Origin of the sequence: Paenibacillus sp. lzh-N1, from assembly GCF_002872435.1 — a bacterium.
In the GTDB taxonomy this organism is placed as follows: domain Bacteria; phylum Bacillota; class Bacilli; order Paenibacillales; family Paenibacillaceae; genus Paenibacillus; species Paenibacillus polymyxa_C.
Window position 1 is genome coordinate 3,598,140 of record NZ_CP025696.1, and the last position, 23,859, is coordinate 3,621,998.

At 48.4% G+C, this 23,859-nt stretch carries 16 protein-coding genes; all 16 read left to right on the plus strand.

Features of this window, described 5'->3' with window-relative positions:
* Positions 1 to 36 precede the first annotated feature (36 nt).
* Entirely contained in the window at positions 37 to 3,603 is a 3,567-nt protein-coding gene (gene addB, locus C0638_RS16435; RefSeq protein ID WP_058710232.1) for a helicase-exonuclease AddAB subunit AddB, read from the plus strand.
* Positions 3,600 to 7,619 (plus strand): helicase-exonuclease AddAB subunit AddA, encoded by a 4,020-nt coding sequence (gene addA / locus C0638_RS16440; RefSeq protein ID WP_058710231.1) that lies wholly within the window; start codon positions 3,600 to 3,602, stop codon positions 7,617 to 7,619. Before addB ends, addA begins: the two co-directional genes overlap by 4 nt.
* Positions 7,620 to 7,649: 30 nt before the next feature.
* Positions 7,650 to 8,834 carry an exonuclease SbcCD subunit D gene (locus tag C0638_RS16445; RefSeq protein WP_058710230.1) on the plus strand — a complete coding sequence of 395 codons (1,185 nt, stop codon included), beginning with the start codon at positions 7,650 to 7,652 and terminating at the stop codon, positions 8,832 to 8,834.
* Positions 8,831 to 12,220, plus strand: coding sequence for an AAA family ATPase (locus C0638_RS16450; RefSeq protein ID WP_102163634.1), 3,390 nt, complete (start codon positions 8,831 to 8,833; stop codon positions 12,218 to 12,220). The genes C0638_RS16445 and C0638_RS16450 overlap by 4 nt, the downstream gene beginning before the upstream one ends.
* A 261-nt stretch (positions 12,221 to 12,481) precedes the next feature.
* Entirely contained in the window at positions 12,482 to 12,895 is a 414-nt protein-coding gene (locus C0638_RS16455) for a hypothetical protein (protein ID WP_013372154.1), read from the plus strand.
* A 348-nt stretch (positions 12,896 to 13,243) separates the two neighbouring features.
* Positions 13,244 to 14,587, plus strand: a complete 1,344-nt coding sequence (locus C0638_RS16460; RefSeq protein ID WP_058710656.1) for an aminotransferase-like domain-containing protein — start codon at positions 13,244 to 13,246, stop codon at positions 14,585 to 14,587.
* 162 nt (positions 14,588 to 14,749) lie between these two features.
* Entirely contained in the window at positions 14,750 to 15,109 is a 360-nt protein-coding gene (locus C0638_RS16465) for a histidine triad nucleotide-binding protein (RefSeq protein WP_013372152.1), read from the plus strand.
* A gap of 170 nt (positions 15,110 to 15,279) precedes the next feature.
* Positions 15,280 to 15,453, plus strand: coding sequence for a 30S ribosomal protein S21 (gene rpsU, locus C0638_RS16470; RefSeq protein ID WP_005547957.1), 174 nt, complete (start codon positions 15,280 to 15,282; stop codon positions 15,451 to 15,453).
* 16 nt (positions 15,454 to 15,469) lie between these two features.
* A complete protein-coding gene (locus C0638_RS16475) occupies positions 15,470 to 15,913 on the plus strand; it encodes a GatB/YqeY domain-containing protein (RefSeq protein ID WP_013372151.1) in 444 nt (147 codons plus the stop codon).
* A 277-nt stretch (positions 15,914 to 16,190) separates the two neighbouring features.
* Complete coding sequence (locus C0638_RS16480) at positions 16,191 to 17,558, plus strand: NfeD family protein (RefSeq protein ID WP_058712602.1); 1,368 nt, start codon at positions 16,191 to 16,193, stop codon at positions 17,556 to 17,558.
* Between the two features lie 43 nt (positions 17,559 to 17,601).
* Complete coding sequence (gene floA, locus C0638_RS16485; protein ID WP_016324559.1) at positions 17,602 to 18,603, plus strand: flotillin-like protein FloA; 1,002 nt, start codon at positions 17,602 to 17,604, stop codon at positions 18,601 to 18,603.
* Positions 18,604 to 18,647: 44 nt separating this feature from the next.
* Positions 18,648 to 19,226: a hypothetical protein gene (locus tag C0638_RS16490; protein WP_058712603.1), complete on the plus strand. Its 579-nt coding sequence runs from the start codon at positions 18,648 to 18,650 to the stop codon at positions 19,224 to 19,226.
* 422 nt (positions 19,227 to 19,648) lie between these two features.
* On the plus strand, positions 19,649 to 21,058 hold the full coding sequence (locus C0638_RS16495) for a branched-chain amino acid transporter BcaP (RefSeq protein ID WP_058711709.1): 1,410 nt from the start codon (positions 19,649 to 19,651) through the stop codon (positions 21,056 to 21,058).
* A 339-nt stretch (positions 21,059 to 21,397) separates the two neighbouring features.
* On the plus strand, positions 21,398 to 21,691 hold the full coding sequence (gene yqfC, locus C0638_RS16500; protein ID WP_025679631.1) for a sporulation protein YqfC: 294 nt from the start codon (positions 21,398 to 21,400) through the stop codon (positions 21,689 to 21,691).
* Positions 21,688 to 22,881, plus strand: a complete 1,194-nt coding sequence (yqfD, locus tag C0638_RS16505; protein ID WP_058711710.1) for a sporulation protein YqfD — start codon at positions 21,688 to 21,690, stop codon at positions 22,879 to 22,881. Before yqfC ends, yqfD begins: the two co-directional genes overlap by 4 nt.
* 6 nt (positions 22,882 to 22,887) lie before the next feature.
* Positions 22,888 to 23,859: a PhoH family protein gene (locus tag C0638_RS16510; protein ID WP_013372143.1), complete on the plus strand. Its 972-nt coding sequence runs from the start codon at positions 22,888 to 22,890 to the stop codon at positions 23,857 to 23,859.

Genomic DNA, 23,859 nt, shown 5'->3' on the forward strand with positions numbered 1-23,859 from the left:
TAATAGAATGTTTTTGGTTGGAAAGGAGGCCGCATCATGTCGGTCCGCTTATTGATTGGCCGCTCTGGTAGTGGTAAAAGCACGTTAATCCGCAATGAAATGACGTCTATGTTACGCGAGGAGCCGCTAGGTAAACCTATGCTGTTACTTGTGCCCGAGCAATCGTCATTTGCTTCAGAGCATGCGTTGCTTACAGAAGCCGGAAACGGTATTCAGGGGTCGGTGCGCGCCCAGGTGATGGGATTCCATCGTCTTGCCTATTTAGTCATGCAGGAAACAGGGGGTTCAGCCCTGGTGCCTGTAACAGAAGAAGGCAAGAAGATGCTTTTATATAAAATTATTCGTCGTCGCAAGGATGAACTGAGTTTGTTTAAGGATTCGGGAGATCAACTCGGTTTTGTGGATCGGTTGAATACGTTGTTTACAGAGTTAAAGCAGTACGGAAATGATGCTCGGTCTGTACCGGAACAACTGGAGAGAATGCATGCTGCGGGGGAGTCCGCCCCGATATTAAGAGGCAAGCTGAAGGATATCAGTCTAATCTATGAGGATTTTGAACGGGAGCTGACGCTTAAATATATCGATGGTGAAGATACGCTTCACATGCTAACAGAACAGATTGCACAGTCTTCACTTATACGCGGAGCAGATATTTGGATGGATGGCTACCGAAGGTTTACACCGCATGAATATAAGGTGGTGGAGCAGCTTATGCTGCACGCCTCCTCGCTGACGGTGACGTTGACCTGTAACCGCAGCTACGAAAGCGGCCAGCTTCCGCATGAGCTGGATTTGTTTCATCCTTCGGCGGCTACCTACGTCAAGCTTAAAGGAATGGCAGACGAGCTGATGATTGAAACGCAGACACAGTTATTACGTCCCGATCCGATGCCGAGATTTAAGGAGCGTCCAGCGTTGGCGTATTTGGAGGCTAATTTCGAACATCGTACAGGGCTGCGGAATCAGGAACAGCGGATGCGGCTACAGCAGCTACGAGAGCAATGGGCAGATACACAACCGGAGGGTATAAAGCTGTATGCTGCGGCAAATCGCCGTGCCGAGCTGGAAGGAGCCGTACGCGAAATGCGCCGCCTGGCCCGTGAAGAGGGCGCGCGTTATCGGGAGATGGCCCTGTTTGTGCGTCATATTGAAGATTATGAGCCATGGGTGGAACCGATATTCAAGCAATATCAGGTTCCAGTATTTTTGGATCAGCGGAGAAGTATACTTCATCATCCCTTAGTGGAATTGATTCGGGCTTCACTGGATATCGTGCAGCGACGCTGGCGATATGAGGATGTTTTTCGTGCGGTCAAAACAGACCTTCTATTGCCGCTGGACGGTCGAGTGAGCCGCGAGCAGATGGACCGTCTGGAAAACTATGTGCTGGCCTGTGGAATACAAGGCAGCCGTTGGACAGATGGCCGACCATGGCAGGCTGTACCCAGCTTGTCACTGGAGCTGGAGGAACAGGAACGGAACCGTCAACGGGATGAAACGCTGGATTTGATGGAGTTGTGCCGAGATGTGATTGTGACGCCTTTACATGCTTTTGAGAAGCGTATGGGTAAGGCACGAACGGCGCTTGAGAAGTGTGAAGCCGTGTATCTGTTGCTGGAGGATGCAGAAATTGGTCACAAGCTGGACGCCTTCATTCATCAGGCAGAGGAATCAGGAAATCCTGAGCAGGCGAAGGAGCACCGCCAGGTATGGGATGCGGTGCTTGAATTGCTGGATCAAATCGTCGAAATGATGGGTGATGAGAGACTGGATACTGCTTTGTTTGCGGGTGTGCTGGAAACGGGATTGGCTGAGTTCCGTATGGGGCTTGTTCCACCGGCTCTGGATCAGGTACTGGTCGGAAATACGGACCGTACACGTGTATCGGGTATTCAACATGCCTTTGTGCTAGGGATGAACGAAGGAGTAATGCCGGCTGTGTTCCATGAGGATGGTGTGCTGAATGAGCAGGAACGTACGGCATTGAACGAACAAGGCGTAGACCTGGCACCAGATATGACAAGACGTCTGTTGGACGAACGCTTTCTCGCTTATACGGCCCTTACCTCAGCCGGTAAAAGCCTATGGATGAGCTATGCGGTGACTGATGAAGAAGGCAAGCCATTGCTGCCGTCAGAGTTAGTGCGACATGTGCGGCAACTGCTTCCTGGTCTGGATGAACGTCCACTGGCCGGATACCCTTTGCCTGGAGACGCTTGGACGACGCAATGGGAGTATGCTTCCCATCCGTCCGAGGCTTTGCCGCAGCTCATTGCGCAATTACGGCATTGGCGGCGTGGCGGTGATATTTTATCTCCCTGGTGGGAGGTGTATAACTGGTATGCCAGCCAGCAGGGGCGTGAGAAGGACAAGCTGCGTCAGCTGTTGACCTCACTTTTTTACGAAAATCATGCCGAAATGCAGAAGGAAACGAGTCGCCGTCTATATGGCAGCAAGCTGCGCACCAGCGTATCTCGTATGGAACGTTTTGTCGCATGTCCATTTTCTCACTTTGCCTCTCACGGTCTTCGTTTGAAGGAACGTCAAATGTATCGTCTGAAGGCTCCGGATATCGGACAATTATTCCACGCAGCGCTTGGTGAGATGGCGATCAATCTGCGTGAACGCAATGTCAGCTGGGGAAGTCTCAGCACCGAGGAATGCCGCCAAGAGGCGGAAAGTACGGTGGAGCGTTTGGCACCTCGTCTGCAAGGCGAGATTTTAATGAGCTCCAAGCGGTATGGCTATATTTTGCGCAAGTTAAAAGACATCGTGAGCCGAGCTTCGCTAATTTTGGGTGAACATGCACGGAGAGGTAGCTTTGAGCCGATTGGGCTGGAGTTGGACTTTGGACCAGGTCAGCTGCTTCCTCCGTTAAGCTTCCGACTAGATAACGGCGTTGTGATGGAAATTGTCGGACGGATTGACCGTGTGGATGTGGCAGAAGGAGAAAAAGGCTTACTTCTGCGTGTCATTGATTACAAGTCCAGCCAAAAGGATCTTAAGCTACATGAGGTGTATTATGGCTTATCTCTGCAAATGCTCACGTACTTGGACGTGCTGTTGAATGCGGCGGAGGAATGGTTGGGCGAGACTGCTTATCCGGCGGGTACACTGTACTTTCACGTCCACAATCCGATGCTGCAATCACCTAATGGCCTTAGTGCAGAACAGGCTCGTCAGGAGCTTTTGAAACGCTTTAAGATGAAGGGATTGTTGCTCGCGGATCGGGATGTAGTTGGGCAAATGGATACAGCATTGGACAAGGGATATTCCTCTATTTTACCTGTTGCGGTGAAAGCAGACGGCAGTTTTTATAGCAGTGCTTCCGTTGCTTCGCCTGAACAGTGGGATAGCCTGTTAGCTTCGGTGCGCAACAACATTCGGACGATTGGCACACGGATGACAGAGGGCGATGTTGCCATTGAACCTTATCGCATCCAGCAAGAAACGGCATGTACCTTCTGTTCTTTTAAGCCTGTTTGTCAATTTGATGACAGTCTGGAAGGCAATGATTACAACCAATGGGGGAAACCGGGTAAGGATCAGGTCTGGGATCTGCTCGGTCATACACAGGAAGGGAAAGGAGAAATGAAGCAATGATAAACACGTCAAACGCTAAAGGCTTGCCGAAGCCGGAAGGAAGTATGTGGAGTGATGATCAGTGGCGTGCCATTTCGGAGTCTGGTAACAACATGCTGGTCGCGGCAGCGGCGGGTTCTGGTAAAACAGCAGTGCTGGTAGAGCGTATTATTCGCAAAATTGTCGATCCCCAGCTCGGCTTCAGTGTGGATCGGTTACTGGTGGCGACCTTTACGAAGGCTGCAGCCGCTGAAATGCGTCAACGGATACGCGAAGCCCTGGAACGTGTGCTGGAACAGGAACCGGAAAGTGAACATGTGCGCCGACAGCTATCGTTGTTGAATCGAGCCTCGATTACGACACTTCACTCTTTTTGTATGGAGGTCATCCGCAGGCATTATCAGGCCATTCCTCTTGATCCCGGCTTTCGGATTATGAATGAGCATGAAACAGAATTGCTGCGCCAAGAGCTATTAGAAGAACTGTTTGAGGAGAAATATGAGGCCCATGATGAAGGCAGCACATTCCGTAGACTGGTCGACTGGTTTAGTGGAGAACGCACCGATGATGCCATGTATGTGCTTGTTCAGCGGTTGTATGATTTTTCGCAAAGTCATCCTTGGCCGGAGCATTGGCTGCGGGAGACGGCAGCAGCATTTCGTGTACAGGATGTAGCTGCGTTGGGGGAGACTCCCTGGGTTCGCAGTATTTTGGCGGATGCTGCACTTTCGTTGCGCGGAGCCGCGAGTTTGCTGGAACAGGCGCATGAAACAGCTATACAGCCTGGCGGTCCTGCACCCTATGCCATGACGCTGCAAGAAGATGCGGCGATGGTGAAGGAATTGCTGCAGGAGCTGGAGACACAGCCGTGGGCATCCTTGTATGATCATTTTCAGGCAGCGTCCTTTGGTAAGCTCAAGCCAGTCAAAAAAGATCAAACCGAGCCTGCATTGCAGGAACGGGTTAAGACGCTACGCGAGGCTGCCAAGAAAATGATTACAGATATGAAGGCTTCCCTGTTCGGTAGGAGAGCAGAAGCTTATTTGGAGGAACTGCATGCGACGGCTCCTCTGATGGACGAATTGGTGGAGACCGTGATTGCTTTCGGGGAACGATTTCAACAGCACAAGCAGTCAAAAGGACTGGTGGATTTCGGTGATTTGGAGCATTATTGTCTCAAAATATTAAGACATCCCGACTCCACTCCGTACAAGCTGCTCCCTTCCGATGCTGCACTTGAATACAAGGAACAGTTCGACGAGGTGTTGCTGGATGAGTATCAGGATACGAATACCGTACAGGAAGATATCGTTAGACTGGTATCACGCGAGGAACCGGGTAACCGTTTTATGGTGGGAGACGTGAAACAGAGTATTTATCGGTTTCGACTGGCCGAGCCAGGGCTGTTTTTGAATAAGTATCAACGGTACGGTATGCAGGAGCAGGAAGATGGCTTTTTGATTGATCTGGCGCGTAATTTTCGCAGTCGGGAGGAAGTTGTCGATGCGGTTAATTTGGTGTTCCGCCAGATTATGAGTGTGGATGTAGCGGAAATTGAATACGATGAACGAGCATGGCTGGTGCACGGCGCGTCCTATCCCGAGAAGACAGAGCAGGAAGCTGCGTCTGCATACGCACCTGAGCTGCTGTTAGTTGATAAAGGTGGACGTGGTCTTTCCGAGACTTTGGAGCTACCTGAAATGGGGGACGAATCGGCTTTACAGGAAAGTGAGCTGGCCGAGCTTGCGGAGCTCGAAACGGCACAGTTAGAGGCTCGTGCGATCGCGCAACGGATTAAGGAGCTGACTGGAGATACTGGACAACCACTGTTGATTTACGATAGGGGATTAAAAGCGATGCGTCCAGCAGTCTACGGTGATATTGTCATTTTGCTTCGTTCAGCAAGCGTATGGGCTCCCTTAATTGTCGAGGAACTGCGGCTTGAGGGCATTCCAGCCTCTGGAGAGCAGACGACAGGCTTTTTTAAGGCAACGGAAGTTGAAGTGATGTTGTCCCTCCTGCACATTATTGATAATCCGCAGCAGGACATCCCGCTTGCATCCGTGCTTCGTTCGCCAATTGTCGGCTTGACCGAAGATGAACTGGCACAAATTCGGCTAGAGAAGCCGGATGGATTATTTTATGATGCATTGCTGGCGGCAGCAGAGACTGAACAAGTCGAGCAGAGTGTAAAAGGGACCTCTGCTGACGTATTGGAGATGGATCTTTTCACTGAGGACTCGCTATCTCCACCCCACTCTGTCCATAGGGACGACGGGAATACGTTGTCTGCCCGACTACGCTCATTTTTGCGTAATTTGGACGCATGGCGGCAGGAAGCCAGACAAGGCAGCTTAAGTGCATTGATTTGGAATGTGCTGGAGGAAACAGGATATCTAGATTGGGTGGGTGGATTGCCTGGCGGCTCACAGCGTCAAAGCAACCTACGGGCCTTATATGACCGAGCGAGACAGTATGAGACTTCTACGTCCAACCGTGGCTTGTTCCGATTCCTGACCTTTATTTCCCGTCTGCGGGAGCGGGGCGGTGATTTAGGATCGATCAGTGGGGGGACTGAACCCGATCAGGCTGTCCGCATTATGACCATTCATAAAAGTAAAGGACTTGAATTTCCTGTCGTGTTTATTGCGGGGACGGCAAAAATGTTTAATCAGCAGGATCTGAATGCGCCGTTTCTAATGCACAAGGAGTTGGGATTTGGTCCTAAATATGTGGAGGAACAAAACCGTGTCAGCTACCCTACGCTGCCTAATTTAGCGATCCGTCGACGCTCACAGCTGGAGCTGTTGGCTGAAGAAATGCGTGTGCTATACGTAGCGCTTACTCGTCCGCGTGAAAAGCTGATTATGACCGGAACCGTGAAGGATCTCGCTTCCCGCGCGGCGGGTTGGGCACGTGCCAAGGAGCATACGGAAACAGTATTACCAGATTATATGCTGGCGGCAGGTCGCAGCTATCTGGACTGGGTAGGTCCTGCATTGATTCGGCATCCTTCTGCGATTTCGCTGAGGGAAGCGGCAGGTGATCAGGATGGGTATTATCACAGACTGGAACACATGCCGGGGGCAGACTGGTCATTTAAAATCGTAGCCTCAGAAACACTTTCTGGCTCTCGTGTGAACTCGGATCGTGAAGAAGAGGTATCGGCCGAAGAGCGCCAAAAGAAAACAGAAGCACTGAGAAATGTCGAGCTAATCGAATTGAACGAAGAGAGTGAGACGGATGTTGCTTCGGCTCTTTCCTGGACCTACCCGTATGAACGGGCGGGCAAGACAGCAGCCAATACATCGGTCACAGAGATGAAAAGATGGCTGGAGATGCAGGAAATTGGATCGGACGATTGGCTGAATCTATCTTCTATCTCCCAACAAGCAGACTTACCAGAAGATTGTGAAAATTCTGACACTGGGGGCAGTCAATTACACTTGCGCAGACCTAAGTTTATGGGGAATCAGCGACTGACTCCTACGGAACGAGGGACGGTCTATCATACGTTGATGCTGCATCTGCCCTTAGATGGAGTAATGAGCGCTGAAATTATTGAGGAAACAAAGGCTCGTTTGCTGAATCAACGCATTTTACTGGATGTTCATGCAGAGGCGCTGGATACGGATAAAATATTAAGATTTTTCTCAAGTGAGCTGGGGAGCAGAATGTTGCGTTCATCCCGTATTCAGCGTGAGCTTCCGTTTACTTATACCATGCGGGCAACCGATTACTGGAATCACAGTTTACCTGTGATGCTGCCAGAACAGAAAACAGTTACGGAAGGCGGGCAGGACGATAAAGTGCTGATGAACGGGATCATTGATTGTCTGTTCGAAACTCCCGAAGGACTGGTGCTGCTGGATTATAAAACAGACCGGGTCTCCGAATATCGTACGCTGTCACATTTAACGGACCAATATCGTTTTCAATTGGAGCTGTATGCCCGTGTGATTGAAGAGATTACAGGCAATAAGGTTGCTGAGAAATGGTTGTATTTTATAGAAGCTGAAGAGAGTGTGCGGTTGTAGTTATATATAGATAGGGAGAGGGGGAATAGCATGCGGATTTTGCATACAGGTGATTGGCATTTGGGTCGCACGTTGGAAGGGCGAAGCCGACTGAAGGAGCAGGAGGCGTTTTTGGAAGAATTGGTGAAAATGGCTGACGACCAGCAGGCTGATTTGATTATGATGGCTGGAGATGTGTACGACTCAGTCAATCCTTCGGCCGCCGCAGAGCAATTGTTTTATGAAGCATCTGCGCGTCTTACGGCTGGAGGAAGACCGCTAGTCGTCATTGCCGGCAATCATGATCAGCCGGAAAGGGTAGCCTCGGTCACCCCGCTGGTGAGCGGGCGTGGAATTACATTGCTGGGACTGCCTCATGGGGAAGCAGTACGCGTTCGTACACCGCGAACGGGCGAAATGGCATGTATTGCAGCCTTGCCATATCCCTCCGAGTCTCGTCTGAATGAGCTATTGTCTGAAGACGGGGATGAAACCATATTACGCGAGGCATATAGCCGCCGTGTAGGGATGCTGATGTCGCAGTTAGGTACAGCGTTTCAGCCCGATACCGTTAATTTGTCGATGAGCCATATTTATGTGCTTGGCGGGCTGGAGTCGGATTCGGAACGCCCGATTCAGGTCGGGGGAGCTTATACCGTAGATCCGTCTGCTTTGAGCATTGGAGCGCAGTATACGGCTCTGGGTCATTTGCATCGTCCCCAATATGTGAAGGGCGATGGGCTGATGCGTTATAGTGGCTCTCCGCTGGCTTATAGCTTTTCCGAAGCTGGACAAGCCAAATCGGTTACGTTAATTGACGTGATTGCCGGCAAGCCAGCACAGGTTGAGGAATTGTATATTACCAGTGGACGACCATTAGTGAGGTGGCGAGCACGGGGAGGTCTGGAAGAGGTATATCGCTGGCTGGATGAAGGACTGGATGCTGATGCCTTTATTGACCTGGAAATTACGCTGGATGAAGCGATGTCAATGGGAGATATTCAACGGTTGCGCAAAAGCCGTGAAGGCATCATTCATATTCGCCCCGTGTACCCAGAAATGGCTGCGGCACAGTTGGAACAGCAACGTTCAGAACTGCCGGTTCATGAGCTGTTCCGGGCGTTTTACCAACGACAGACGGGCGGAGCACAGCCGGATGACGGATTAGTACAGTTGTTTCTGGAATTGGTAGAACAGGATGATGCAAGAGACCAAGCTGAGGAGGATGAGGTATGAAGCCGATCCTTCTGAAACTGGCAGGATTGCAAAGCTACCGGGAGTCGCAGGAAATTCGCTTTGACGATTTGACCGAAACGGGACTGTTCGGAATTTTTGGTCCAACGGGTAGTGGTAAATCAACGTTGCTGGATGCCATTACGTTGGCTATGTACGGTAAAGTGGAGCGGGCGGTGAATGGTACACAAGGCATTATGAATCATGCCGAGGATACGTTGTCTGTAGCATTTACGTTTGAATTAATGTCAGCTCAAGGACCTCGCCGTTACCGTGTAGAACGACGTTTCAAACGTGCAGGAGGCGTATCGGTTAATAATACGCTTAGCCGTTTTATTGCGTATACAGAAGACGGCGAGGAAGTGCTTGCCGACAAGGTACAGGATGTGACACGCTGTGTGGAGGAGTATATCGGCCTGAAAATGGACGATTTTACGCGCGCTGTCGTATTACCGCAGGGGAAGTTTGCGGAGTTTTTATCCTTAAAGGGCAGTGAACGCAGACAGATGCTGCAGCGTTTGTTCCATCTGGAGAAGTACGGAGATCAACTTGCACAGAAGCTGAGCCGCCGTGTGAAGGACAACGACATCGCCCTGAAATCGTTGGAAGCGGAGCAGCAAGGGCTGGGGGATGCGAGTGCTGAAGCGCTTGAGCTTGTAAAGCTGCGTCTTAAAGAAGCGATTGACCATGCAGAGGCTTCGCGCCGCGAGCTAGAGCGTGTTTCACGGGAAGCGGAGGCGCTGAACAAAACACGGGAACTGGTCATCGAGCTTCGCCAAAGAGTGAACGAGCTGGAGGAGATGGCAAGACAGGAACCAGGCATTGCTTTGCTGGAGCGTAAGCTGCGACAAGCATCTGCAGCGGAGGCGTTGCTGCCTGCACTGACGGATTGGAAAGAAGCCGTTGTCGAAGCAGAAAAACGACAGAAGAATGCTGAACAAATGGCAGTCCTGGCTGCCTCCGCAGCGGAGGCGGCGCTTGTATCTGTGCAAGCAGACGAGCAGGCTCGGCAAGCACTCAGTGCGGAAGAACCAAAGCTGTTGCTTCGGATCGACCAACTGGAGCAGGCACTTCAACTGGAACGTGATACGGAAGTGCTGCGGACTGAACGGGAACGTTTGGCGGTCGAGCTGGCGCATAGCGAACAAACACTTGCTGAGCATGCCGCAGGTCTCGTAAAGGAACAAGAGTTACAGACACGAGGTTTGAAGCGGCAGCAGGAGCTTCAACAGGAGTTGAAGCAAAATGAAGTGCGGGCAGATGAGCGGTGTATGCTACAAGAGGCTGTGCAGCGGCTGCAACAGCTGGAGACAGCGAATGAGCAATGGCGTGAAGCTGAACAGGAGTATTCCACTCAGGAGAAACGGCTTGCGCTAGCAGACGAACGTTTAAAGCTAATGGAGCAGGAGACACAGGAGACGGAGGCACGGCGTTCTATTCTTGCTGCACAAGTGGCTGAAGGCATTGAGGCGTTGCTGGCGCTGGAGGCGGAAATTACAGCCGACGTGTCGGCACTGGCTGCCGAGGAGGAGCAGCTGCGTCACGAGCTCCGTGCCGAGGAGCTCGGACGTCTCGCGCAGCACCTCGCTGCCGAGCTGCGTGAAGGAGAGCCATGCGCAGTGTGTGGCTCTCTGCATCACCCCGCGCCTGCCACTGTTGCGGCCCATGGCGCGGATTCCGCTGCGCCGGATGAGCTGCATCGCCTGCGGCTCGGCCTACAGGAGCTGCGCCTCACGCTGCGTCAGCAGTTGCACGAGCAGCGCAGCCTGCTGGCGCAGCCCGCCGCCGCAGACAGCGGTGCTGCCGCCACAGGCGAGCCTTTTACGCCTGCGGCTGCTATGCCTCGCGGTGTCGCCGTATGGGCGGAGCGCTGTACAGCGCTGGAGCGTACTGCGGCTGAGCTGGCAGCTCGTGCGCATACGCTGCCTGCCGAGGCACAGGCACTGCGTGAGGCGGACGCCGCCGGACAGCAGCGGCGTATCCGTGCAGCCGCCGAGCACGAGGCAGCGGTTGCAGCACTGGCGCAGGCGCGCAGCAAGCGTGAGGCATGCACCACGCGCAGCGAGGGGCTACGCGCCGAATGGGCGACGCAGCTGCCGGATGTCGGCCCCGACCAAGCTGCGGAGCGTTATCGCGCTATGCAGGAGCGCGACCGGCGTGCGGAGGAGTTACGATCCCGGCTGGAGACAAGCGTGACCTTCCTCGAAGAAAAGGCAGCGCGTGTACATCAGATACAGCAAAGCATCATCGAGGAAGACAAAATTATTATTGCCCGTCGTACAGGGCTCCAAAGTAAAGATGATTTGCTGCGTGAAAAGCTAGAACAGCTACGGAAGTGGGTTGGAGAAGGCCAAGCAGCCTCATTGCTGGAAGAAGCGACCTCACGCTTGTTGGGATTGAAAAACGGAGCCGAAGCCGCTGCACGCCGCCGTACCGAAGCGGAAGAACGTAAGCAGCAGGCCGTTCATGCTTCACTGATAGCGCGGCAGGCCTCCGACTCGGCAGAAGAAAGACGGCAGACGGCAGAATCCCGTTGGGGTATCCGTCTGGAAGCTTCCTCTTTTGCTACGGAAGCAGAGGTCATGGAATGCTGCTTGGGACCGGAAGAAGCTGCACGTTATGAGCGTGAAGTGAGTTTGCACCGAGAACGGGAGAAGGAGCTGTCTTCCCGCTTAAAGCATGTCGAAGAGCAGTTGAATGGAGCAACAGTAACAGAGGAACAGTGGGAAACGACCACTGCGAGGCTGCGTGATTGCCGTGCACGCGACGAAGAGGCGCTTCAGAATCGCGCCAAGGCTGAGCGTGATTTAGAGGACTTGCAGCGTCGGCACGTCCGCTGGATGGAGCTGGAGTCCAATCGTTTGCATCTGCGTAGTGAGGCGGAAAAAATGTCCAAGCTCCAGTCTGTTTTTCGAGGTAATGCCTTCGTTGAATATATTGCCGAAGAGCAGCTCATGCAGGTCAGCCAATCTGCTTCACGCCGCCTGCGTTTTCTGACTAAGCAGCGCTATGCGCTAGAAGTAGATTCCAGCGGTGGTTTTGTTATTAGTGATGATGCCAACGGTGGAGTCAAACGTCCGGTATCGACCTTGTCCGGCGGCGAAACGTTCCTGACCTCTTTGTCGCTTGCGCTTGCGCTGTCAGCTCAAATTCAATTGCGAGGCCAATACCCTCTTCAATTTTTCTTTCTGGATGAAGGCTTTGGAACGTTGGACCCTGAACTGCTTGACACAGTGATTACCTCGCTAGAAAAGCTGCATCACGATCAATTATCTGTTGGTGTGATTAGTCATGTGCCTGAATTGCGGGCCCGGCTCCCACGCAAGCTAGTTGTTCTTCCCGCAGAGCAGGCTGGTGGAGGCTCTCGTGTGGTTATGGAAACATTTTGAAGCAATGTGATACGGATCACAGATACAGTTTCAAACTGTTGTTATAATACAGCTAAGCCGACAAGTTAATCATACAGCACCCCGGCGGACGTATGCTGCGGAAGAAATCTTCCCGTCATACGTCCGTTCAGAGGGGCTCTGCCAAGAGCTCCCGGGGTGCTTCTTTTTTTTGTAAGCCGGAATTCGCCCAATTTGATGTAGCACATAGCCCGTTTTTGAATAACATACGGTATACATGCAAGAGCCTAGGAGGAAACAACCATGGAAAAAAGCATGACAACCGAAAATGTTACAGCATCGCAACAGATGGATGCTAAAACACTATGTCAACAGCATATGCATCGTTATGTATGCGTATGGGTAAAGGACGGGACAATGTATGACGGAATTGTAGAGCATGTGGATGATGAAAAGATATACTTAGCTGTTCCTATGGGTGGAGAAGAAATGGAGAATGTTAATCTCCCCTATCCGCCTAACAATTGTGGATGCGGCTCTCGTGCTTATGGCGGCTATGCATCTTATCCTCCGTACCCTCCGTATCCTTATCCGTACCCTTACCCGGTCCCAGTACCCGCCTATGCGTACGGATTCCCATATGGACGTCGCCGCTTTAATCGTTTGATTCTGCCGCTTGCTGCGTTGACAGCGATTAGCTTACTGCCTTACTACTAATCCGATCTCCTTCGTTGCCTAACCATCGTTTACTCTCTCCCGCCTACAGCTCTTGTACAGTACAAGTGGCTAGATAGGCGTATCCATACATCATCACTAAGTAAGGCTGTTTCTTCCAGTATGAAGAAACAGCCTCTTTTTCACATCTACCGTCTCAATATGCAAATGAGCTATAAGGTTACAGCCTTTGGCGAGGTTACAATGATTTATGGATGACAACTGTATGGGTACAGTTTAATGAAAAGAGGTATCCTGTTTATCTATAAACCATGTTAACATCAAGCATGTACAGAAACATAAGAAGGAATAAGCATGTAAAAGGATGTACAGAACAGGCAGGAGGATATCGTGAAAAAATATGTTTCGATTTTATTAGATATAGAGCTTAAAATTCGCGAGGGACAATATAGATCTGGTTACAAGCTACCATCGGTCCGTGATGCTTCGGAGCTATACAAGTGCAGCAAAAGTACAATTCTGCGAGCTTATGCTGAACTTGAAAGGAAGCATGCCATTTATTCCATACCGCAAAGCGGATACTATGTAGTGGAAAATCCCAGCGACGTACACCATAGCGATATTTCAGACTGCGTTGATTTTGCTTCAGCATCCCCGGATTTAAATGTTTTTCCCTATCTGGATTTTCAGCATTGTCTAAATCAGGCTATTGATACCTACAAATATCATCTGTTCACTTACGGGGATTCGCAAGGATTGGAAACATTACGACATACGCTCGTCTCCCATTTGGCTGATACTCAGGTATTTGCAAAAACAGATCGGATTATCGTTACTTCAGGTGTTCAACAGGCATTAGAGATACTCGCAAAAATGCCGTTTCCCAATGGCAAAGAAAAGATTTTGGTCGAGCAGCCCAGCTACGATATTTATTTGCGTTTTTTGGAGGAAGAGAGCATACCCGTCAATACGATTGCACGGACAGCGGAAGGTCTGGATTTTCATGAGTTGGAGAATCAATTTAAGCAGGAGAACATCAAATTTTTTTATACGATGTCAAGGCATCATAATCCTCTAGGTATCTCATATAACACGGAGGAACGAAAAACGATAGCTGCCTTGGCCGCCAAATATGATGTGTACATCGTAGAAGATGACTATATGGCTGATTTGGGAGTTGATCATCTTGTTGATCCCATTTATGCATACGATCAGACAGAGCACACTATTTACTTGAAAAGCTTCTCCAAAATCATTTTCCCTGGCTTGCGATTAGGGGTTGCGGTACTGCCAGAAATCCTATTAAAGGCGTTCAGTAGCTATAAACGATATGTTGATACATCGATTTTGTCTCAGGCAGCACTTGATATCTATATTAAAAATGGAATGTATGAACGCCATAAACACACGATATCCAAACTATATTCGGAGCGCGTTCGTATTTTGAACAAGGCGGTGGAGCGATACAATCAGACCGGGTACATCCAAACTCCAGCTGCAACCTCAGGCGTTTATACGCAGTTTAAGCTGCCGAGGACGGTGAATTTGGAACGTTTGGTACACAGCCTTAACGCCAGAAACATCCAGGTTGTAGCTGGCAAAGGCTTTTATTTATCAAGCTACAGGGAACAAGAAAAATTTTTGCGCATAAGTATCTCGCGTGCACAGCCAGACCAAATTGATCAAGGGGTTAAATCTATAATAGAGGAAGTTAGTAAGGGAAACTGGTATTAAGCCCCATTTTCCGTTATGATACATATAGAAACACAGGCATAACCAATTATGATTGATTATGTTTCTGTTTGGTGTGAAAAATACATAACTTTGAATGCCGACAGCAAGGACTGCTTGTGTATAATTGCTGATGATCGGCTCACTGCCAAAGGAGGGTTTTGAATGGACGATCTGTTTTTGAAAATTGTAGATGGAAGCATCCCCAGCAAAAAGGTGTTGGAAACCGACAATGTGCTCGCATTTCATGACATCCAGCCTGCGGCGCCAGTACACGTGCTTATTATTCCAAAAAAATACATTCCTTCAATGAATGCTGTAACGGAGGAGGATCTTCCTCTTATCGCGGAGATCCATCGTGTTGCGGTTGAGGTTGCGAAAAAGTTAGGAATTGCTGAGTCTGGGTATCGGTTGATTAACAACTGTGGCCCGGATAGTGGACAAGCGGTAGGGCATCTGCATTATCACTTGCTAGGGGGCGCCAAATTAGGTGCCTTGACAGGTATTTCGGACTCGCATTCTTAAAAATGACAGAGCTAGTCTTTTCAGTAATGCGGAACTGACGGGAAAAAAGGTTCCTTCTATGTACTCATTTTTTCTTATAGGTTGACACCTGGTTTCCGTTTCACCTATAATAAAATTTGATGAACCGTGTTATTGCTCTTGGACGGTCTGGTCGGAGGGAGGGAAAACTGGTGTCTGAAACTAAAGTTCGCAAAAACGAGACAATTGATGCTGCACTTCGTCGCTTTAAACGTTCCATTGCTAAGGATGGCGTATTGGCTGAGGTGAAGAAACGCAAGCATTATGAAAAGCCAAGCGTAAAGCGCAAGAAAAAGTCCGAGGCTGCTCGTAAGAGAAAGTTCTAGGAGGATCTAAGTAATCATGAATTTGAGCGAACGATTGAACGAAGATATGAAGCAAGCAATGAAGAGTAAGGACAAGTTCAAACTCTCCACCATTCGAATGGTTCGTTCTACGATTAAAAATCTTGAAATAGATTTGAAACGGAATTTGGACGACAACGAAGTGCTTGATATTCTGAGTCGTGAGATCAAACAGCGAAAAGATGCCCTCCATGAGTTTGAAAAAGCCGGTCGTGATGAACTTGCGACAAGCACTAAAGCAGAAATAGAGATCATCGCTCAGTACCTTCCTGAACAACTTTCTGAAGAAGAAATTAAAGTTATTGTACAGCAGACCATCCAGGAAACCGGTGCTTCTTCGAAAGCCGAGATGGGGAAAGTAATGACGGCCTTGATGCCTAAGGTAAAAGGTCGTGCTGACGGTAAGCTCGTGAACCAAGCGGTTCAGCAATTTCTGCAATAAACCTGCGACAAACAGGAAAACACAACACCCTCTGTTCACAGAGGGTGTTATTTCTATATGTGTGATGCCTGCCAAAATAGAATGGTGGAAGACGTCTTTGTGAAGGCGTTTTCTATGATTGTGTGAAACGTGATGCCTGTTAGGGGCGTAAAGTATTTTACAGGCATCAGGATTAGCAATATACCCAATAATTTCACATTAAATCCTGAAAACTGTATAGTTTGTCTAACAAAGTTTGGTATGCTGTAACAAGGAGAGATCGAAAGGGGGGAAAGAAATGCATAGAGAACATCACCACTCCAGCCGCAAATTGATCTTTTTAACGTTGTGGATTATGATATCCGTTCTGTTGTTACCCTTAGTTTATTCTGGACCAGCGGCGGCTCAAACAAAGGGTGGAGCTGTGTTTGTTATACCAGTTGATCAGGAAATTGAACAGGGGCTGGGCAAATTTATGGAGCGTGGATTTGCAGAAGCAGTTGATTCTAAAGCAGGTCTGATTTTACTGGATATTAACACACCTGGCGGACGGGTAGATACAGCGGAAAAGCTGGGCAAACTGATTAAAGACAGTCCTATTCCGACCGTAGCCTATATAAAGGGTGAAGCGGCCTCAGCGGGTAGCTATATTGCGTTGAGTGCTAACAAGATTGCTATGAAACCGGGGAGTATTATCGGAGCAGCGGCGTTAGTAGACGGCAGGGGGAATGCTATTACAGACCCCAAAACGATAGCTTGGTGGAAGAGTAGCATGGCATCTGCCGCAGAAGCTGGCGGACGCAATCCTGATATCGCTAGAGGCATGGTCGACTCCAAAACGACTGTATCTATCCCGGAGATGAACTTTAATAAGGAAAATGGCCAGATCATTTCTTTAACCAGTGAGGAAGCGCTGAAATTGGGGTATGCGGATCACATTGCATCTTCGGAACAAGAAGTTATTCAGTGGATGGGCTACAGTACAGATGATGTAATCCGTGTGGAGCGCACATGGGCTGAAAAAGCAGCCGAGATATTGACCAATCCGATCGTGCAGACCTTGCTTTTATTTATTGGTATCGCGGGTGTAGTTATTGAGCTGCTTGTACCTGGCTTTGGTGTGCCGGGAATTTTGGGCGTACTTGGATTTGGTTTGTATTTCTTTGGTAATTATATCGCTGGCTTTGCAGGTTCGGAGACGTGGCTGTTGTTCATTATCGGTCTGGCACTGCTTATCCTTGAAATGTTCATTCCAAGCTTTGGCATTCTGGGTATTTTGGGTTCCATCAGCCTTGTCGCGGGTGTAGTCCGTGCAGCATACAACATGCAGCATGCGTTTATATCTTTGGGGATTGCTTTTGCAGGGGCTGTTGCCGTGGTGGCGATCATCGCAGTTGTCTTTAAGGACCGAGGGATATGGAACCGTTTTATACTTCAGGAACGTTTAACGGCTGACCAAGGGTTTTCTTCGGTTGTGAATCGGGAAACGTTACTAGGTCAGAGGGGTGTCAGTCTGACCCCATTACGTCCAGCTGGAACGGTGCTAATCGCTGATGAGCGAGTGGATGTTGTAACGAATGGAGAGTTTATCGCCCCGGATATGCCGATTATCGTATCCAAAGTAGAAGGCGGGCGAATTGTGGTCAAGGCAGACGCAAGTGTCTAAGCAAGCTAACAACGAAGAATTAGATTAATGGAGGATGATGCGAGTGTTCGAATCGGGTATTGTCAGCATTTTGCTGATTGCCGTAGTAGCGATTATTGTATTGAGCGTGTTTTTTAGTTTCTTCCCGGTGATGCTGTGGATTTCGGCGTTGGCTTCGGGTGTTCGGATCGGTATCATTACGCTGGTAGCTATGCGGTTGCGGCGTGTCACGCCAAGCCGAATTGTCAATCCCCTCATTAAGGCTACCAAAGCTGGTCTAGGCTTGAATATCAATCAGCTGGAAAGTCATTTTCTCGCAGGGGGGAATGTTGACCGAGTGATCAATGCGTTGATTGCCGCGCAGCGGGCTAATATTCCGCTTGAATTTGAACGTGCGGCTGCGATTGATCTTGCGGGACGGGATGTTCTGCAAGCGGTCCAAATGAGCGTTAATCCGCGTGTTATTGAGACGCCTATTGTTGCTGCGGTCGCCAAGGATGGTATCGAAGTGAAAGTTAAAGCTCGTGTTACGGTGCGTGCCAACATTGATCGGCTCGTCGGCGGTGCCGGAGAAGAAACGATTATTGCTCGGGTTGGTGAAGGTATCGTAACAACGGTTGGTTCCAGTAACTCGCATAAAGACGTGCTGGAAAATCCAGATTCCATTTCGAGAACCGTATTGTCCAAAGGTTTGGATGCAGGGACAGCATTTGAGATTCTATCGATTGATATTGCAGACGTTGATGTAGGTAAAAATATCGGTGCCTTCCTGCAAACAGAGCAGGCGGAAGCTGACAAACGTATTGCGCAGGCAAAAGCCGAAGAGCGGCGTGCGATGGCTGTAGCACAGGAACAGGAAATGAAGGCACGTGTCGTAGAAATGAGAGCACGCGTGGTGGAATCCGAATCCGAAGTGCCTCTGGCAATGGCTGAAGCGCTACGTAGCGGTAAACTTGGCGTCATGGACTATATGAATTTAAAAAATATTGAGGCAGATACGCAAATGCGTAGTTCCTTAGGCAAACCGAATGAGAACTCGGGGAATGATAACAAAAGCCGGGATTAACTAACGGGACGTAGCCTATGAATTAGGCAGTTAGGCGGTGAGTGATGAACTTTATCAGCTGGATCTTTGACCATTTGTATATCTTGCTCGTGATTGGCTTTGCGCTGGTGTCCTTCTTGGGGAAAAGCATTCAAGGCGGAGATCGGAAATCTTCCCGGCGGCAAGGTATGCCTACTTTTGGTGGTGATCATGGTTCGCGCGGGTCCTCGACGTCGCCCAGACCTTTCACAACGGAACCTGAGCAAGAGCGACGTCAGCAAGATGTTACTGGAGAATTGCAACGTCAATTTCCTAATGAGCGACGTGCGGTGATCGAAGCTCGTCGTATAGAAGAAGTAGGAGACGGGCTGGAAAAGGAAGAACGGATGGAACAAGATTCATTAGATAACGGTACGACTTTAGAGGATCGAATTCGTATTATGGAAGAAGAGCGAAGGATGGTTTTAGCCCGTCTCGATCGTATATCCAATGCGAGAGATTCGGAGGAAATTACAGATGGGCTAGAGCAAACTTCACAAGAGAGTGGTACAGTGAATGCAGATGACCTACGCAGAGGTGTAATTTGGGCAGAGATATTAGGGCCTCCGCGTTCCAAGCGTTACATGGGTGGAGGAAGACGCTAAAATAATCGTAGATCCGTCACGGCTTTGGCTGTGGCGGATCTTTTTTTACGATGTTTTTAGCGATACATAAACATGCTGGAATAAAAAAAGACTTAACGGCAAATGCTCTAATTACCTGACAGCGAATGTGAAGATCTCATATATGCTACATTTTTCTCACATTTACTGTCATCTAAAAAGACGGCATTTTGTCTAGTTTGGGATCTGATTTGTGAAAATATATTCGTGAAAAATGATCAAATGTAACAATGTGAACGAAGCTTACCAAAAGTCGTTTTCATTTTTTCTTTTTTATATATAATGTTCACAACGATAGAACTTATGAAAATTTACCCCATATTTAGCTAAAATTTGATTTATATCGAGGTGATATTACAGGGTTATACAAAAAGTAAAAATTTATGTTTAGGAGGATGGGATGGATGGGGAATAGCTTGTTCAGAAAGAAGAACATTGATCAGCTGATCGCCGCTACACGGGGAGAAAAGGCGCTTAAAAGGGAATTGGGTGCGTTCGATTTAACAATGCTTGGGATTGGAGCCATTATTGGAACGGGGATTTTTGTTTTGACAGGTACGGGAGCAGTTACGGCTGGACCGGGCTTGGTATTGTCTTTTGTGATCGCGGGGCTCGCTTGTTTATTCGCAGCACTGGCTTATGCCGAGTTTGCTTCCACTGTTCCAGTATCCGGTTCTGTTTACACTTTTACATATGCTACGATGGGAGAGCTATTGGCTTTTATTATCGGATGGGATTTAATTTTGGAATATATGTTGGCCGCCAGCGCTGTTTCTGCAGGTTGGTCGGGTTATTTTGTATCCTTTTTGAAAGGAATTGGTCTTCATATCCCGATTGAATTCACTGCTGCGCCAGGAGCTTTAAAAGACCAAACTACTTATTTTAATCTTCCAGCTTTTTTAATTTTGATGGCTATCACGTTCTTGCTTTATTTTGGGATAAAAGAATCCAAACGAATTAACAATATCATGGTTATTGTTAAAATTGTTGTCGTTTTATTGTTTATCATTGTGGCTATTAAATATGTAAAGCCAGACAACTGGACACCGTTTATGCCATTTGGGTTCAGTGGGGTGTTTGGAGCCGCAGCCTTTGTGTTTTTTGCTTTCATTGGCTTTGATGCCGTTTCATCAGCCGCTGAAGAAACCAAAAATCCAGCTCGTGATTTACCGCGTGGCATTATTTTCTCACTTGCTATTTGTACGCTTTTGTACGTGATCGTTAGCACGATTATGACAGGTATTGTGCCGTATATGCAATTTGAAGGTATCTCCCATCCTGTGTCATTGGTTTTGCAGGTTGCCGGTCAGAACTGGGTGGCGGGTATTGTGGATATCGGAGCCATCTTGGGGATGACAACGGTCATGCTGGTAATGCTATATGGTCAAACCCGTATTATGTTTGCGATGTCACGTGACGGCTTAGTTCCTAAAGTATTGTCAAAGGTTCATTCCAAATATAAAACGCCCTATATTAACACCTTGTTTTTTGGTACTTTATCTGCATTAATGGGTGGGTTGATCCCGCTGGATGAGTTAGCAAGCTTGGTGAACATTGGAACCTTATCAGCATTTATTCTCATTTCGGTCGCTGTCATAGTGATGAGAAAAACACAACCCGATTTGCCAAGAGCTTTCCGATGTCCTGGGGTTCCATTTATTCCAATTCTGGCTATCATTTCATGTGGGGTGCTTATTCTTAATCTGAATGGTCAAACGTTTATTCGTTTTATCATTTGGCTTGTTATTGGTATTGCCGTTTACTTTTTATACTCCAGAAAAAACTCGCTTTTGAATCAGGATTCTGAAAACTAACCATTTCATACTATGAAGTTAAAAAGACAGCCTTGTTTTGATATGAAAACGAGGTTGTCTTTTTTTTATGTGAATTTTAGAAAGTACGGTCTTTTTCCTCTTTAATATTGCAGTTGCTACGAATTGTAAGTTTAGCCTCATAAATGCGATGACTAGATCATAAAATGTACAGTACAGATATCTGTGACGCTGGTGTAACAGCGTCTAGTGACGGTTGAGACATAGGATGAAACCGAATGGTAATAACAAGCGATTAAAAAAGCAGCATAGCTGCCGTCAAAATAATTATTTGCCGTTGGATAACAGTTATTTTGATGACAGGAAAGGAGATTTCGCCGTATGAGCCGGATGAGCCGCAAACTGCGAAAGTGGGCCAGCGAGACGTTGGAGCTTCCGCAGGACATTCTATTTGATCTGCCGCGGTTAACCCTCATCGGCAGCCGCCAGCTTTATGTAGAGAATCACCGGGGTGTGGTGGATTTCACGCCAGATCAACTCGTACTTGCACTTGCGCAAGGCAGGCTAAGGGTGTCAGGCCATAATCTAATCATTACGTCTATCCTGCCAGACCAGGTGAGTGTAGAGGGACATATTACGGATATTCAAATGGAAGGAACGGAGGAAGGCTCGTGAAACATCCCGCTTTAGCAAAGCTGCGTGGCACGGTTACCCTAGCTGTCGAGGGCGAAAGTGTGGAAGCATTCATTAATTTACTCACTGATCATCATATACCTGTTTGGAACGTGCGGCCAATGGGTACTAGACATGCAGAAATGAACCTTCTGCTGCCGCACGTCTTCCTGCTGCGTCCGCTTTTGAGAAGGACAGGCTGCAAAATGCATGTTCTCAAGCGTCAAGGACTTCCCTTCACTGCAGTACGACTCGCCAAACGCAAATTTTTTCTCACAGGACTGGCCTTGTTCTGGATAGGTCTCCTGCTGATGTCATCGCTCATCTGGGACATTGAAGTAAAGGGGAATGATAAGCTCCCAACGGAATCCATTTTGAAAGCAGCCCGACAGGAGGGGCTTTATCCGTTTCAATGGAGCTTTCGTCTTTCCAGCCAGGACAAGCTTTCGCGGGCACTCATGCAGAAGCTTCCAGAGGCATCCTGGATCGGTGTGGAAAGACAGGGGACCTTGGTGACAATTCAGGTTGTTGAAGCTTCACAGCCTACTCCCCCGTCGCTCTACAGTCCACGTCATCTTATCAGCAAGGCGGACGCGGTGGTCACTGAAATTTTTGCCGAGCAGGGTCGTCCTGTTGTGCATAAAAATACGCGGGTCAAAAAAGGAGCTATTCTCATTTCAGGAACGCTTGGAGATGAGGAGAATCAGCAACAGGTCGTAGCCAAAGGAGAGATTAAGGGGCTTGTGTGGCATGAATATGAAATTAGTAGTCCCATGGTACGACGCAGCAGCACATATACGGGTAATAGTCACGATCGCTTGTATCTGGTGCTAGGCAACCGTGCGATACAATTGTGGGGATATGGAAAAATACCTTATTCTACACATAAAACAACCGTTGAGCATGATCCGCTAACATGGCGTTCTTACAAACTTCCGATGGGTTGGATGAATGAAAGTGTGAGGGAGACAAAGATACAAGAGCAGAAGTTAACGGAAACAGAAGCCAAAATGTCAGGAATAGAAGGCGCACGCGCGGATATTTTAGCTAAATACGGCAAAGGAACGAAAATAATGAGCCAAAAAATTTTGCATGAGAAGAGAGAGAATGGTAAAGTTTATATGAAAGTACTTTTTGAAGTGGAACAGGATATTGCGGAAGAACTTCCGTTAGTTCATAACCAAGGAGAATGAGGCTATTTGGCAGAACAACAACGCAGCATACAAATTGCATTGAACAGTGCGGGAGAAGGTCAGGCGTTATTCGGCCCGCAGGATTCCTTTTTAAAATTGATCGAAGCAGCTATTCCTGCAAAAATAGCATCTCGTGAGGCGGAAATTAATGTTTTTGGTGATGCTCACGAAGTAGAAGTGCTCGAACAATTGTTCGATGTTTTGCTCCAGTTAATTCGTAATGGGTATATACTAACCGAAAGGGATGTCCATTATGCGATTGAGCTGGCAAAAGATCTGCGCGCTGATCAGTTGCTTGATTTGTTCAAGGGAGAAATTACGACGACGTTTCGGGGCAAACCGATTCGTGTCAAAACAATTGGACAGAAGCACTATGTAACCACGATTAAGAAACGCGATATTGTATTTGGGATTGGCCCAGCGGGTACTGGTAAAACCTATCTGGCTGTAGTGCTGGCCGTAGCTGCCCTGAAGGAAGGTTCAGTCAAGCGTATTGTACTGACTCGTCCTGCGGTGGAAGCTGGTGAGAACTTGGGCTTTTTGCCTGGGGATTTACAGGAAAAGGTTGATCCATATTTACGCCCGCTGTATGATGCCCTATACGATGTGATGGGGCCAGAACAGACGGCGAAAGCGCTGGAGCGCGGGTTGATAGAAATTGCGCCACTGGCTTATATGCGGGGTCGTACGCTGGATGACTCATTTATTATTTTGGATGAAGCCCAAAACACTACACCGGAGCAAATGAAAATGTTTTTGACTCGACTTGGCTTTGGTTCCAAAATGGTTATTACCGGCGATGTTACGCAAATTGATTTACCTCGTGGCAAGAAATCCGGTCTGATTGAAGCAAATGCGATTTTAAAAGGGATTGACGAAATAGGCTTTGTCCAGTTTGCGGAAGAGGATGTTGTTCGTCATTCCCTGGTTCAAAAAATCATCGTCGCTTATGACCGTGTTGCTGAAAATCAAGCCTAA

Coding starts and splice junctions, on each gene's coding strand:
- addB (WP_058710232.1), top strand. CDS start 37: ATGTCGGTCCGCTTATTGATTGGCCGCTCTGGTAGTGGTAAAAGCACG.
- addA (WP_058710231.1), top strand. CDS start 3,600: ATGATAAACACGTCAAACGCTAAAGGCTTGCCGAAGCCGGAAGGAAGT.
- C0638_RS16445 (WP_058710230.1), top strand. CDS start 7,650: ATGCGGATTTTGCATACAGGTGATTGGCATTTGGGTCGCACGTTGGAA.
- C0638_RS16450 (WP_102163634.1), top strand. CDS start 8,831: ATGAAGCCGATCCTTCTGAAACTGGCAGGATTGCAAAGCTACCGGGAG.
- C0638_RS16455 (WP_013372154.1), top strand. CDS start 12,482: ATGGAAAAAAGCATGACAACCGAAAATGTTACAGCATCGCAACAGATG.
- C0638_RS16465 (WP_013372152.1), top strand. CDS start 14,750: ATGGACGATCTGTTTTTGAAAATTGTAGATGGAAGCATCCCCAGCAAA.
- C0638_RS16475 (WP_013372151.1), top strand. CDS start 15,470: ATGAATTTGAGCGAACGATTGAACGAAGATATGAAGCAAGCAATGAAG.
- C0638_RS16480 (WP_058712602.1), top strand. CDS start 16,191: ATGCATAGAGAACATCACCACTCCAGCCGCAAATTGATCTTTTTAACG.
- C0638_RS16490 (WP_058712603.1), top strand. CDS start 18,648: ATGAACTTTATCAGCTGGATCTTTGACCATTTGTATATCTTGCTCGTG.
- C0638_RS16495 (WP_058711709.1), top strand. CDS start 19,649: ATGGGGAATAGCTTGTTCAGAAAGAAGAACATTGATCAGCTGATCGCC.
- yqfC (WP_025679631.1), top strand. CDS start 21,398: ATGAGCCGGATGAGCCGCAAACTGCGAAAGTGGGCCAGCGAGACGTTG.